Below are 13194 nucleotides of genomic sequence, written 5' to 3' on the forward strand. Positions count from 1 at the left end.
AACATATGTCTGGAGGATTAGTTACAGCTGCATACATTGTTGCCGCGATCCTGTTTATCTTCAGTCTGGCCGGCCTTTCGAAACATGAAACGTCTCGCCAGGGTAACAACTTCGGTATCGCCGGGATGGCGATTGCGTTAATCGCAACCATTTTTGGACCGGATACTGGCAACGTTGGCTGGATCTTACTGGCTATGGTCATCGGTGGGGCGATTGGTATCCGTCTGGCGAAGAAAGTCGAAATGACCGAAATGCCGGAGCTGGTGGCGATCCTGCATAGCTTCGTTGGTCTGGCGGCGGTGTTGGTTGGTTTTAACAGCTATCTGCATCACGACGCGGAAATGGCGCCGATTCTGGCCAATATTCACCTGACGGAAGTGTTCCTCGGTATCTTCATCGGTGCGGTGACTTTCACGGGGTCGGTCGTGGCGTTCGGTAAGCTGTGCGGCAAAATTTCGTCTAAACCGCTGATGCTGCCAAACCGTCACAAAATGAACCTGGCGGCTCTGGTCGTTTCCTTCCTGCTGCTGATTGTATTTGTTCGCACGGATAGCGTCGGCCTGCAAGTGCTGGCATTGCTGATAATGACCGCCATTGCGCTGGTATTCGGCTGGCATTTAGTCGCCTCCATCGGTGGTGCAGATATGCCAGTGGTGGTGTCGATGCTGAACTCTTATTCTGGTTGGGCAGCGGCGGCGGCGGGCTTTATGCTCAGTAATGACCTGCTGATTGTGACCGGTGCGCTGGTCGGTTCTTCTGGTGCCATCCTTTCTTACATTATGTGTAAGGCGATGAACCGTTCCTTTATCAGCGTCATTGCGGGTGGTTTCGGCACAGATGGTTCTTCCACCGGTGATGATCAGGAAGTGGGCGAGCATCGCGAAATCACTGCGGAAGAGACGGCAGAATTGCTGAAAAATTCGCACTCGGTGATCATCACCCCCGGCTACGGCATGGCGGTCGCGCAGGCACAATATCCGGTGGCAGAAATCACCGAGAAATTGCGTGCCCGTGGTATCAATGTGCGTTTCGGTATTCACCCGGTTGCGGGGCGTTTGCCCGGACATATGAACGTATTGCTGGCAGAAGCGAAAGTGCCGTATGACATCGTGCTGGAAATGGACGAGATCAACGATGACTTTGCTGATACCGATACCGTACTGGTGATTGGTGCTAACGATACGGTTAACCCGGCGGCGCAGGACGATCCGAAGAGTCCGATTGCTGGTATGCCTGTGCTGGAAGTGTGGAAAGCACAGAACGTGATTGTCTTTAAACGTTCGATGAATACTGGCTATGCTGGTGTACAAAACCCGCTGTTCTTCAAGGAAAACACTCACATGCTGTTTGGCGATGCCAAGGCCAGCGTGGATGCAATCCTGAAAGCTCTGTAACCCTGACGGCCTCTGCGGAGGCCGTCACTCTTTATTGAGATCGCTTAACAGAACGGCGATGCTTTGACCTCCCGCCGTTTGTTCAAGCGCAATTTTGACAATAATTGTCAACGGCACGGAAAGCAGCATACCCACCGGTCCTAACAACCATCCCCAAAAAATTAACGACAAAAAAACTACCAGTGTCGAAAGCCCCAGCCCGCGCCCCATGATGCGCGGCTCCAGAATATTGCCGAAGACCAGATTAATCAGCAGATATCCCGCCAGCACCAGTAACGCCTCATAGAAACCATTAAACACCAGTACCTGAGCGATAGGGGGGATAGCCGCGAGAACAGAACCAATGTTAGGGATGTAATTAAGCGCGAAGGCCAACAATCCCCAGACAAAAGCGAAGCGAACATCGAGTGCGGCGAGCATCGCCCAGGCGACCAGACCGGTGATGATGCTGATGGCTGTTTTCAGCACCAGGTAATGCGACACACTGTCAATGGCGCGCTGGATCGCCGCCATACCTTCGACCGGGCGCGCCATCATTTGCTGGAGTTTGCCGGGAAGTTGTGGCACTTCGAGCAGCATAAACAACACCGTCAGCAACAATAAAAATATGGATGACATGGCGTTAGATAACTGCGTCAGCAAGTTGGTGAGCAACGTCATCGCCGCGTTCGGATCAATATAATGCGCCAGTTGGTCAACCGAGATATCAATACCCGCGCGTTGTAACAAAGGTTCCAGAACTTGCAGGGGTTTTATGATTGAGCTGCGATACTGTGGCAAAGTGCGGGTCAGCTCATTGAGCGTTGAGCCGAGATAGGCCAGTAATAGCACCATCGCCATCACGATGATGACCATTAAAATCGACACAGCCAACACACGCGGCACTCGCCAGCGAACCATACGTTGTACCAGCGGATTAAGAATGACTGCAATAAATAGGGCGAGGATAAAGGGGACGATGATATCGGCGGCAAAACGGATACCGCAGAGAATAATGACCAGCATTCCCAACATAATGACTATTTTTAGGCCATTGAGCGTGATGATCGGCTTTGCCATGCGTATCCCCGTTTTTTCTTCCTTCGCTAATAATATTTTCTTTTTAGCCGTGGCATTATAACGAAAATCAAACTACTCAGGTAAAGAAATGAAAATGTTTTGAGTTAATTCTTAAGCTATGATACAAATCAGACGTGTACAACTACCGAGGACAATTATCATCCGCGATGACGAGAAGCAACACTGCGGATAATTGTAATATTATGGACAATTTGTTCAGGACGTTATTTTCTACATTTACTCATTTCCGTACCTCAACCACCATCTTGCTCGCAGGTGAGCAACACTGGCGCAACGCGCTTTAGTCCCTTCCTCTGCCAAAGCTGGCGCTCTGCGCTGGACTGAATACTTTTCTTTTGGTTTCGCTGAGTCGAGCGAACGTTAAAATAATTCTCTTGCAGGGGAAGGACGATGTATATTTATTGGGTTTTATTAGGTCTGGCTATTGCCACAGAAATTACCGGCACGCTGTCAATGAAATGGGCGAGCGTTAGTGAGGGAAACGGCGGTTTTATTTTAATGCTGGTGATGATTTCGCTGTCATATATATTTCTCTCTTTCGCCGTGAAAAAAATAGCACTTGGCGTGGCTTATGCTCTGTGGGAAGGCATCGGTATTTTATTTATAACGCTCTTTAGTGTTCTGTTATTCGACGAAAGTTTATCGCTGCTAAAAATTGCCGGGTTAACAACCCTGGTGGCTGGGATTGTGTTGATTAAATCGGGTACTCGCAAAGTGCGTAAATCCTCGCTGGAGGTGAATCATGGCGCAGTTTGAATGGGTTCACGCCGCCTGGCTGGCACTGGCAATCGTGCTGGAAATTATTGCTAACGTCTTTTTGAAATTTTCTGACGGCTTTCGCCGTAAAGTCTATGGCTTGCTCTCACTGGCGGCGGTGCTTGCGGCCTTTAGCTCACTCTCCCAGGCAGTAAAGGGCATAGATTTGTCGGTAGCGTATGCGTTGTGGGGCGGGTTTGGTATTGCCGCCACGTTAGCCGCTGGCTGGATCTTGTTTGGTCAACGTTTAAATCGTAAAGGCTGGGTTGGTCTGGTCTTGCTGTTGGCTGGAATGATTATGGTGAAACTTGCATGATGAACACGCTGCCCGACAATGCGGGCAGCGTTTGAAATGTTATTGCCGGGTCAGTTCTTCTAGTTTGTCGCGAAAACCAGTGACAGAAATGGCCCGGTTATCAGCACGCCAGCGATCTTTCGCTGCAGGAGCTGAACTTTGCACCCCAATTAACTGCCAGCCGTCATCAGTATGAAGCATCAACGGCGAACCACTGTCACCCGGTAGGGTATCGCACTGGTGCGACATTACCGAGGTTTGCGCCCAGCCGGTTATTTCGCAATTTTGATGACTGTACAACGTATCGAGATGATCTTCAGGATATCCCGCCTGAGTCACTTTACGACCCGCTGCTTTTAATGCGGCGATAAGCGCGGTTTTATCTCCCTCAAATAACGGCAATGGCGTAATACCCGAAGGCGGATTGCGCAGCACAATCAAACCGAAATCCCACGGCGCGGCTGCGGGGGGAACAATCCAGCCATCCCCATCCGGCTTTAACCGCTTCCCTAGTGTCGGATCAACGCGGCCTTCGATGTCGTGGATCTCATAGCGCCAAAGACCTTTATTCGACACAAAACGCAGCGCAACTGCTTTATCCGCTTTACCCTTCGGCGGCGTTAATAAACAGTGTCCTGCCGTTAATGCCAGGTTCGGCGCAATTAGCGTCGCCGTACATAAATTGCCGCTGGCCGTTTCTAGTTGCCCAACCGCATCCCACGGCGATTGGCTCGTGTTATTTACTGATACACGATCATCATGACCAAAAAATAGGGTGCTGACCTCATTATTGGTCGATTTATGATCGTCCGGTTTATCCGCAAACACAAATGCAGATGTCAGACTAATTGCACCCAGCACTACAGCAATAGTTATACGCATATCATACTCTGGTGAGTAATTATGATTATTAAAAGCAAACCCTCATGAATACTATAGACGGGACGGGATGAAAGTGGGAGTAAAATCAGATAACTACGCTCAGAAAAGATAAAAACGGGTGGCAATCAGGGCACATAAAATAAGGATGATAAGAATGAACTCAAAGCGATAACGGCCCACCATAGTACCCTCCGCTAAAGGCGGTGTTAAACGTTATCCGTTTAACACCGTAATTTTCAGGCACGAGGGGGCGCGCCATTATTGCTGCCGAAAACTTACGCAGCTGGTTGTACAACTGGTTTTGCAGATTGCTGCTGGCTGTGTTTTTTGCTGTGTTTTTTGGCTGCCTGTGCTTTTTGCTCAGGCGCTTTCTGTTCATTTTTCGCTTTTTTATGATGCTTTTTAGCCGCCTGCGCTTTTTGGGCAGGTGCCGCTTTATGCTGTTTTTTATGATGCGCTGTTTTTGCAGCCGCTGCTTTGGACACTGTAGCCGTCGGAGCAGGCGTGGTCGCAGTTTCCGCAGCAAATGCGACGGAAGAGAGACCCATAGTAGCGGCAACAACCAGAGCTAATACTTTTTTCATTGTCATACCCTCAATTTTGTTTTTTATGCAACCCCACTGCGGGGCCGATGTAATGACTATATCTCTGGAAATGACAGGCTTCAGTGAGTGGTTGGTTTCGGCATGTAACGATATGTACAAAGCGAATAGCGATGACGTGGGAAATAATAACGCATTGTGACGTAAGGATAATTTCCCACCAATATAGGTAGTATTGAATAACTTAGCTTTTTCACTACCTATAAATCGGTAAAATCACTGTGTATTAGCAATAAATGACACACAGCAAAATGAATCCGCTAATTTGGGTATTTATTATCCTGATGACGTTAGATGCCCTGCGAGAAATGGCAGGCGCTTCGTCTGTTTTAGGGTGGTTATTAACGTTGAGTTGAGCAGGCAATAAGTCCGGACAGTAATTTAACACATCGTCCGGACTTATTTTTTTTCAGGCGTGCAGGCGATGATGTAAACGTGTTCCGACCAGAATAGCGACCACCAGCATCAGGGCAATAAATGCACCGACGCCGTTCCAGCCATAGTTATGCCAGAAGACGCCACCTAATGTACCGGCAATGCTTGAACCCAGGTAGTAACAGAACAGATACAGCGAGGAAGCCTGACCTTTGGCGCGTTTAGCACGAGGACCAATCCAGCTACTGGCGACAGAGTGAGCGGCAAAAAATCCGCTGGAGAAAAGCATCATACCGACAAAAATCAGCCACAGTGAGCTGAACAATGTCAGGATAAGACCCAAAAGCATAACACCTGTCGAAAATAACATCACCGGGCCACGACCGAAGCGGGTAGTCATGGTGCCTGCTTTTGGCGAACTCCAGGTGCCTGTCAAATAGACCAGCGATAATAACCCAACCACTGCCTGGCTAACATGCCATGGTGAAAGCATCAACCGATAGCCGATGTAATTAAACAGCGTTACGAATGAGCCCATCAACAAAAAGCCTTCGACGAATAATAAGGGGAGTCCCCGATCGCGCCAGTGCAGACGGAAGTTAATAAACAGTGTTTTTGGGCGCAGCGAAGAAGGACGGAAATGACGAGATTCCGGGAGAATTTTCCAGAACATTAATGCTGAGGTCAGGGCGAAACAGCCGATAGCCGCCAGCGCAATTCGCCAGTTAAAGAAGTCAGTAAATACACCGCTGATTAAGCGCCCACTCATGCCGCCAATCGAGTTGCCGCTGATATACAACCCCATTGAAAAGGCCACAAAACTGGGGTGGATCTCTTCGCTAAGGTAGGTCATACCAACGGCAGCTACGCCACTTAACGACAGACCAATCAAGGCGCGCATAATCAAAATGCCGTGCCAGCTGGTCATCATTGTCGAAAGTAACGTACAGATGGCGGCCAGCAGTAGCGCCGTTACCATCACCGGCTTGCGACCAATGGCATCGGATAGCGGGCCAGTAAACAGCAAACCGATAGCCAGCATCGCCGTTGAAATGGACAGTGAAATACTACTGTTAGCAGGCGTTAAGCCAAATTCTTGCGAAAGCACCGGAAGAATAGGCTGCACGCAATAGAGAAGCGCGAAGGTTGCCAGCCCGGCAGAGAATAGCGCCAGAGTGACACGCATAAATTGCGGTGTACCGCGTTTAATGAATTCGTTTGGCTGGGAAAGGGGTTGCTCGTCAGTGTCGCTTGCCGGAGCGCCATCAACAGTTGTAGTACGACTCACTTGAAATCCTTGCTAATTATGCCTGTGATGTGGGATCAGGAATAGAGTAGGAAAATCGTATTGTTATGTCTAATATATTAATAATCTCAAATAAGATGTTTAAAATATGAATATTGAATTGCGTCACCTCCGTTACTTTGTTGCCGTTGCGGAAGAGCTGCATTTTGGGCGCGCGGCTGCCCGCCTGAACATTTCGCAACCGCCGCTAAGTCAGCAGATTCAGGCTCTGGAGCAACAAATTGGCGCGCGACTGTTGGCACGAACCAACCGCAGCGTGCTGCTAACGGCAGCAGGGAAGCAGTTCCTTGCTGATAGTCGGCAAATTCTGTCTATGGTGGATGACGCAGCCGCTCGCGCTGAACGTCTGCATCAGGGAGAAGCGGGAGAGTTACGCATTGGCTTTACCTCGTCGGCACCCTTTATTCGCGCAGTGTCTGATACCTTATCCCTATTTCGCTGCGAATTTCCTGATGTCCATTTGCAGACGCGTGAGATGAATACTCGCGAGCAAATAGATCCTCTTACCGAAGGGACGCTCGATATGGGGTTGTTACGAAATACCGTGTTGCCGGAGACGCTGGATCACTCGGTAATCGTGCATGAACCGCTTATGGCAATGATCCCGCACGATCATCCTTTGGCAAATAAACCGGACGTAACGCTGGCGGAACTGGCAAAAGAACCGTTTGTTTTTTTTGATCCACACGTAGGGACGGGGCTGTATGACGACATTATTGGCCTGATGCGGCGTTATAATCTGACTCCGGTCATCACCCAAGAAGTGGGCGAGGCGATGACTATCATCGGTCTGGTTTCCGCCGGTCTTGGTGTTTCGATTTTGCCCGCCTCTTTTAAACGTGTCCAACTCAATGAAATGCGCTGGTTACCTATTGCTGAAGAGGATGCGGTTTCTGAAATGTGGCTGGTTTGGCCAAAGCATCGTGAACAAAGCCCGGCAGCACGAAACTTTCGTATTCAGCTGATGAATGCACTCCGGTGAGGGAAATTTCAGCAAAAAAAACCGAAAAATGTGCTGTTAATCACATGACGAAGTAAAAATTTGACGACGCATATTGAAGTACTTCACCATAACCTACAGATTATTTCGGAGCGCGAAAATATAGGGAGTATGCGGTGGTTGCTGAAAACCAGCCTGGGCACATTGATCAAATAAAGCAGACCAACGCGGGCGCGGTTTACCGCCTGATTGATCAGCTTGGGCCAGTTTCGCGTATCGATCTTTCCCGGCTGGCGCAACTGGCGCCAGCCAGTATCACCAAAATTGTCCGCGAAATGCTCGAAGCGCACCTGGTGCAAGAGCTGGAAATTAAAGAAGCGGGAAACCGTGGGCGTCCGGCGGTGGGGCTGGTGGTAGAAACAGAAGCCTGGCACTATCTTTCTTTGCGCATTAGTCGCGGGGAGATTTTTCTTGCCCTGCGCGACCTGAGCAGCAAGCTGGTGGTGGAAGACTCACTGGAGTTGGCGCTTCAGGACGAATTGCCACTGCTGGATCGCATAATTACTCATATTGATCAGTTTTTTATCCGCCATCAGAAAAAACTCGAGCGTCTGACATCTATTGCCATTACGTTGCCGGGAATTATTGATACGGAAAATGGCATTGTGCATCGTATGCCGTTCTATGAGGACGTAAAAGAGATGCCGCTCGGCGAAGTACTGGAGCAGCATACCGGTGTACCGGTTTATATTCAGCATGATATTAGTGCATGGACGATGGCTGAGGCTCTGTTTGGCGCATCACGCGGAGCGCGCGATGTGATTCAGGTGGTGATTGATCACAACGTGGGTGCGGGTGTGATTACCGATGGACATTTGTTACACGCGGGAAGCAGTAGCCTTGTGGAGATTGGTCACACTCAGGTCGATCCCTATGGGAAACGCTGTTATTGCGGTAACCACGGCTGCCTGGAAACCATCGCTAGCGTTGATAGTATTCTTGAGCTTGCACAATTACGGTTGAATCAATCTATGAGTTCTATGTTACATGGGCAGCCATTAACCGTGGATTCATTGTGCCTGGCTGCGTTGCAGGGCGATCTGCTGGCAAAAGATATTATTACTGGCGTGGGGACGCACGTCGGGCGCATTCTTGCCATCATGGTGAATTTATTCAACCCACAAAAAATACTGATTGGTTCGCCGCTAAGTAAGGCTGCAGAGATCCTGTTCCCTGTAATTTCTGACAGTATCCGTCAGCAGGCGCTTCCAGCCTACAGCCAGCACATTAGCGTCGAGAGCACCCAGTTCTCTAATCAGGGGACGATGGCGGGGGCGGCGTTGGTAAAAGACGCGATGTATAACGGTTCTTTGTTGATTCGTCTGTTGCAGGGTTAACATTTTTTAACTGTTCTACCAAAATTTGCGCTATCTCAAATTGGGCCAGGAACGCATAACTTAGACTTCCAAAGTTGAATTATTTTCCTGGCTTATATTTGTGAAGCATAACGGTGGAGTTAGTGATGCTGAAGCGTTTCTTTATAACAGGTACAGACACTTCTGTGGGGAAAACGGTGGTTTCCCGCGCATTGCTACAAGCGTTAGCCTCCCAGGGAAAAACGGTTGCGGGGTATAAACCCGTGGCGAAGGGGAGCAAAGAGACACCTGATGGGCTACGTAATAAAGATGCCCTGGTGTTGCAGAGTGTTTCATCAATTGAACTGCCTTATGAAGCAGTCAATCCCATAGCGTTAAGCGAAGAAGAAAGCAGTGTGGCGCACAGTTGCCCGATCAATTACACCCTCATTTCAAATGGTCTGGCTAATCTGACTGATAAAGTCGACTATGTGGTTGTTGAAGGTACTGGCGGCTGGCGTAGCCTGATGAATGACCTGCGTCCGCTCTCTGAATGGGTGGTTCAGGAGCAGCTACCCGTGTTGATGGTGGTAGGTATTCAGGAAGGCTGTATTAACCATGCGCTTCTGACCGCACAGGCGATTGCAAACGACGGACTGCCGCTGATTGGCTGGGTGGCTAACCGTATCAACCCAGGGTTAGCACATTACGCTGAAATCATTGATGTATTGGGTAAAAAACTCCCGGCGCCGCTTATTGGTGAGCTTCCTTATCTGCCTCGCGCAGAACAGCGAGAACTGGGGCAATATATCCGTTTATCCATGCTGCGCAGTGTGCTGGCGGTAGATAGAGTCACGATGTAACGTCCGCGACATTACTGACGCAATCACACAAGCAATCAATAAACCGGGGAGTAGCTGATACTCCCCGGTCATTTCACATATCATCAGTGTCGACATAATGGGCGCATGTGTGGTCGCAGCCAGAAGTGTTGCCATCCCGGTTAACCCAAGTAAAAGCGTAATTTCTTCGCTGCCAGTAAACCATAACCCCAGGCTCCGGCCATACAACATGCCAATTGCCAGTCCGATAAATAGCGTCGGCGTAAACACCCCCCCAGGTGCGCCGGAACCACTACTGGCCAGCACGGCAACTAGCTTGCAGAGGAAGATCCCGGCAATGACCATAAACAGTGGCGGGGCAGTTAAAAAGGATTGCACCGTACTATAGCCGTTGCCCCACACGGCAGGAGTGAGCAGGGAAAGCAGACCCACGATCAAACCTCCCAATGCCAGTTGCCAGGGCGGCGCAAGTTTAAGATTAACAAAACCCCGATGACTGGCGTTCATTAGCTTTAAAAACAATGGACCGCACAAGCCCATCAACACGCCCGTACTGATAATCAGTGCATAGTCGCGAGTCTGAACTATCACAGAGAGTTGCACGCTGTAGAGCAAAGCATTGCTGTGATTAAGAAGATTGCTAATAAGCAATGCCACTACGGCAGAGATCACTACTGGTCCGAGGGAGGCCAGCATCATGGTGCCAAACAAGACTTCGGCAATAAATAAACTCCCGGCAAGTGGGGCGCGATAGGCTGCTGCCATTCCCGCAGCCGCGCCACAGGCAATCCACAATTTCCACTCTTCACGTGGGGTAAAACGTTGGGCAAACCAGGAGGCAGCAAGTGCCGCCAACAGGATCATCGCACCTTCACGACCAATGGCGCTGCCGCTGGTCACCACCAGCAAAGAAGCGAAGGATTTAATCAGACTGGTGGCGTAATCAAACTGCCCATCGGTTTGTAACGCCTCCATATAATCGGTAGGTGCATGGGGGCGTTGCTGAGAGAGTTTCTGCCAGAACATCAGCAATAAACCTGCCGCCAGTCCGCCGAGCGCCGGCGTTAGCAGTCGTCGCCACGGAGAAAGGTTCGTTGCTGCATTGACCAGACTGCCGGAGTCGTTATTGAGGAACAGCCACTCCAGTAGCAGCATCGCATGACGAAACCCTGCAACGGCAAAGGCCGCCAGAATGCCTACGACCATTGCGATAAGCAGGCGGCGAAACATGGTGCGCAGATCCGGGTAGATGTGTAGATGTTGCATGAGCAGAAATGGCAAATTAAACACGGGGCTCTATTTTGCGGGAAAAGAGGCCTGGTGCAAAAGCTGTGCGTGCTGTATGTGGAATTAAACGTGACGTTGTCACTTATTGGATTTGAAAGGCGTGCAGTTTACGCCTTTCGATAATACTAAGGATTATTCAGCGAAACAGGGGTTTTACCGCGACAGGGATCAGCAACTGTGACTGCCATTGTGTCAGCGTTAAACGAGCCAGCTCACCGAGTGCGCGATAAAAAGGGTGTTCCGCCTTTTCGATAAACACTTCAAGAAAACGCGTGGACCACGGTAAAAGATGCCAGGCCAACAACTCTTCACACTCGGTCTGACGACCGTTCTCTGCCAGCCATGCAGCCATCAACAGCAGCGAACCAAAATGATCTTCTGGTTCGTTTTGTTTCATTTCAAACTGAATGCCTTTTTCGCGCATCCATTGACGAAGCGCCAAAGTAGAATCGCCAAACAGCACCGATTCGCGATCCAGCCAGACAGATCCCCACGGAGGAGAGGGTAATGCCCACGGCCCGACAAATAATCGTTGCCATGCCTGACTACGCGACTCTTCACATTCTTCCTTAAAAGCCGTTGCCAGCGGCGCTAATGACGTTTGTGATAAAGGCCACTGGGTGACCCAATCGTCACTGGTTAGCGCAGAAACCAGTGGAGAGGCTTCTTTACTCTCAGGAGCGTAATAAAACAGCGCGCCCAGCACGCGCGCTGCGACAGAAAAATTATCTTGTTGTGAGAAATGCGTCATTCCTATCATCCTGAAACGTGCGGTTTACCCCGCACCAATTTGTTAACCTGCGATGGTCATTCCGAGCATTATGTGCAGGCCATAAACGAGCGCACGCCCGATCATCTCAGCAGGTATCCCGGCTAGCGGGCACAGCCAGCGCATAACAATACCACACGGCAGGCCTGATATGTGCGTAAGCATCGTATCAGGCAGCCTCAGGTTTATTAATGCGATTCAGCAGGCTCATTATCATGGGTTGGCTGGGGGTGGGCAGAAACATTACCGCTGGTGGTGCGGGTGTAGAGAATTTTATGCGTGTCGTTAGCGCAATGCCCGACGACCTGTGAATCAGGCTGGTCGACCTGATCATTCGGCACAATACTTAAAGTGAAGCCACTTTCTGGTACGCCGTTATTGATAATGCGCTGTGAAATATCACTTTTTATGCGCTCACATGAATCCGACGCGGCGAGCACTGTGGATGAGGCCAGGGTGAGCAGAAGTGCGGCACTGCAGGCTAAGATTTTCATCATTGGCTCCTTACATGAATATTACTAACTAAGCATAGCATTTCACGTGTAAATTACTGTATTTACTACTATGATTGAGAATCATCTCTACTGTCTGGTGATTGATGTGAATTACAAATTACTGCCATGTTTACTTGCGATAATACTCACAGGATGTGACCGCACAGAGGTAACACTTTCATTTACGCCAGAAATGGCCAGTTTCTCTAATGAATTTGATTTTGATCCGCTGCGTGGACCGGTTAAAGATTTCACTCAGACGTTAATGAATGAGCAAGGGGAAGTGACGAAACGTGTTTCGGGGAATTTATCGGAAGAAGGCTGTTTTGATTCCCTCGAATTACTGGATCTGGAGAATAATACCGTGGTTGCCCTGGTGTTGGATGCAAATTATTACCGGGATGCACAGACACTGGAGAAAAGAGTACGTCTACAGGGAAAATGCCAGTTAGCAGAATTACCTTCTGCCGGGGTAAGTTGGGAAACTGATGATAATGGCTTCGTGGTTAAGGCCAGCAGTAAACAGATGCAGATGGAATATCGCTATGATGATCAGGGTTATCCGCTGGGGAAAACGACGAAAAGTAACGACAAAACGTTATCTGTCAGCGCCACTCCATCAACGGACCCGATCAAAAAACTGGATTACACGGCAATTACTTTACTGAATAATCAACAGGTTGGTAATGTCAAACAGACTTGTGAATATGACAGCCACGCGAATCCAGTGGACTGCCAATTAATCATTGTGGATGAGGGAGTAAAACCCGCCGTCGAACGGGTTTACACCATCAAAAATACCATTGATTATTATTAA

17 protein-coding genes are annotated in these 13194 nt (G+C 49.5%); 9 read left to right on the forward strand and 8 right to left on the reverse strand.

Annotated elements, in window-relative coordinates; genetic code table 11:
- Window positions 1–5: 5 nt before the first annotated feature.
- Window positions 6–1394 (forward strand): Re/Si-specific NAD(P)(+) transhydrogenase subunit beta, encoded by a 1389-nt coding sequence (gene pntB / locus HEN21_RS01350; protein ID WP_176252594.1) that lies wholly within the window; start codon window positions 6–8, stop codon window positions 1392–1394.
- 24 nt (window positions 1395–1418) lie between these two features.
- Here pntB and tqsA read toward each other — a convergent pair whose 3' ends face one another.
- A complete protein-coding gene (gene tqsA, locus HEN21_RS01355; RefSeq protein ID WP_176252595.1) occupies window positions 1419–2453 on the reverse strand; it encodes an AI-2 transporter TqsA in 1035 nt (344 codons plus the stop codon).
- Between the two features lie 134 nt (window positions 2454–2587).
- On the opposite strand from tqsA, the gene HEN21_RS23560 reads away from it, so the two are divergent.
- From HEN21_RS23560 to mdtI, 3 genes are all read left to right on the forward strand, one after another.
- Entirely contained in the window at window positions 2588–2758 is a 171-nt protein-coding gene (locus tag HEN21_RS23560; RefSeq protein WP_085948676.1) for a protein YdgV, read from the forward strand.
- Window positions 2759–2864: 106 nt separating this feature from the next.
- The gene (gene mdtJ, locus HEN21_RS01360; protein ID WP_000276159.1) at window positions 2865–3230 is read left to right on the forward strand and encodes a multidrug/spermidine efflux SMR transporter subunit MdtJ; all 366 of its coding nucleotides are present in this window, start codon (window positions 2865–2867) and stop codon (window positions 3228–3230) included.
- The gene (gene mdtI / locus HEN21_RS01365) at window positions 3217–3546 is read left to right on the forward strand and encodes a multidrug/spermidine efflux SMR transporter subunit MdtI (RefSeq protein WP_000046658.1); all 330 of its coding nucleotides are present in this window, start codon (window positions 3217–3219) and stop codon (window positions 3544–3546) included. The genes mdtJ and mdtI overlap by 14 nt, the downstream gene beginning before the upstream one ends.
- Window positions 3547–3585: 39 nt before the next feature.
- Here the strand turns inward: mdtI and HEN21_RS01370 are convergent, their stop codons facing one another.
- The 3 genes from HEN21_RS01370 to asr all read right to left on the reverse strand — a co-directional run bounded on the left by HEN21_RS01370 (window position 3586) and on the right by asr (window position 4991).
- Complete coding sequence (locus HEN21_RS01370; RefSeq protein WP_001223110.1) at window positions 3586–4407, reverse strand: trypsin-like serine peptidase; 822 nt, start codon at window positions 4405–4407, stop codon at window positions 3586–3588.
- Between the two features lie 99 nt (window positions 4408–4506).
- Window positions 4507–4590 (reverse strand): hypothetical protein, encoded by an 84-nt coding sequence (locus HEN21_RS01375; RefSeq protein WP_000233091.1) that lies wholly within the window; start codon window positions 4588–4590, stop codon window positions 4507–4509.
- 92 nt (window positions 4591–4682) lie between these two features.
- Window positions 4683–4991: an acid resistance repetitive basic protein Asr gene (gene asr / locus HEN21_RS01380; RefSeq protein ID WP_206748361.1), complete on the reverse strand. Its 309-nt coding sequence runs from the start codon at window positions 4989–4991 to the stop codon at window positions 4683–4685.
- A 269-nt stretch (window positions 4992–5260) separates the two neighbouring features.
- On the opposite strand from asr, the gene HEN21_RS23350 reads away from it, so the two are divergent.
- Window positions 5261–5365, forward strand: coding sequence for a KPN_01571 family protein (locus tag HEN21_RS23350; protein WP_211437555.1), 105 nt, complete (start codon window positions 5261–5263; stop codon window positions 5363–5365).
- A 53-nt stretch (window positions 5366–5418) separates the two neighbouring features.
- On the opposite strand, the gene HEN21_RS01385 is transcribed toward HEN21_RS23350, so the two are convergent.
- Entirely contained in the window at window positions 5419–6672 is a 1254-nt protein-coding gene (locus tag HEN21_RS01385; RefSeq protein ID WP_176252596.1) for an MFS transporter, read from the reverse strand.
- Between the two features lie 106 nt (window positions 6673–6778).
- Here HEN21_RS01385 and HEN21_RS01390 point away from each other — a divergent pair, with 106 nt between their 5' ends.
- From HEN21_RS01390 to bioD, 3 genes are all read left to right on the forward strand, one after another.
- Window positions 6779–7672: a LysR family transcriptional regulator gene (locus HEN21_RS01390; RefSeq protein ID WP_176252597.1), complete on the forward strand. Its 894-nt coding sequence runs from the start codon at window positions 6779–6781 to the stop codon at window positions 7670–7672.
- Between the two features lie 134 nt (window positions 7673–7806).
- Window positions 7807–9027 carry a sugar metabolism global transcriptional regulator Mlc gene (mlc, locus tag HEN21_RS01395; RefSeq protein WP_000225256.1) on the forward strand — a complete coding sequence of 407 codons (1221 nt, stop codon included), beginning with the start codon at window positions 7807–7809 and terminating at the stop codon, window positions 9025–9027.
- Window positions 9028–9152: 125 nt separating this feature from the next.
- On the forward strand, window positions 9153–9848 hold the full coding sequence (gene bioD / locus HEN21_RS01400) for a dethiobiotin synthase (RefSeq protein ID WP_176252598.1): 696 nt from the start codon (window positions 9153–9155) through the stop codon (window positions 9846–9848).
- Here bioD and clcB read toward each other — a convergent pair.
- From clcB to HEN21_RS01415, 3 genes are all read right to left on the reverse strand, one after another.
- Entirely contained in the window at window positions 9801–11093 is a 1293-nt protein-coding gene (gene clcB / locus HEN21_RS01405; RefSeq protein WP_176252599.1) for a voltage-gated ClC-type chloride channel ClcB, read from the reverse strand. The genes bioD and clcB overlap by 48 nt on opposite strands.
- Before the next feature lie 157 nt (window positions 11094–11250).
- Window positions 11251–11865 (reverse strand): Tat proofreading chaperone DmsD, encoded by a 615-nt coding sequence (dmsD, locus tag HEN21_RS01410; RefSeq protein ID WP_176252600.1) that lies wholly within the window; start codon window positions 11863–11865, stop codon window positions 11251–11253.
- 206 nt (window positions 11866–12071) lie between these two features.
- Window positions 12072–12377 carry a DUF1161 domain-containing protein gene (locus tag HEN21_RS01415; RefSeq protein WP_000696054.1) on the reverse strand — a complete coding sequence of 102 codons (306 nt, stop codon included), beginning with the start codon at window positions 12375–12377 and terminating at the stop codon, window positions 12072–12074.
- A 106-nt stretch (window positions 12378–12483) separates the two neighbouring features.
- On the opposite strand from HEN21_RS01415, the gene HEN21_RS01420 reads away from it, so the two are divergent.
- On the forward strand, window positions 12484–13194 hold the full coding sequence (locus HEN21_RS01420; protein ID WP_077629247.1) for a YnfC family lipoprotein: 711 nt from the start codon (window positions 12484–12486) through the stop codon (window positions 13192–13194).

The sequence above is a fragment of the Escherichia sp. 93.1518 genome, assembly GCF_013368915.2.
Lineage (GTDB): Bacteria > Pseudomonadota > Gammaproteobacteria > Enterobacterales > Enterobacteriaceae > Escherichia > Escherichia ruysiae.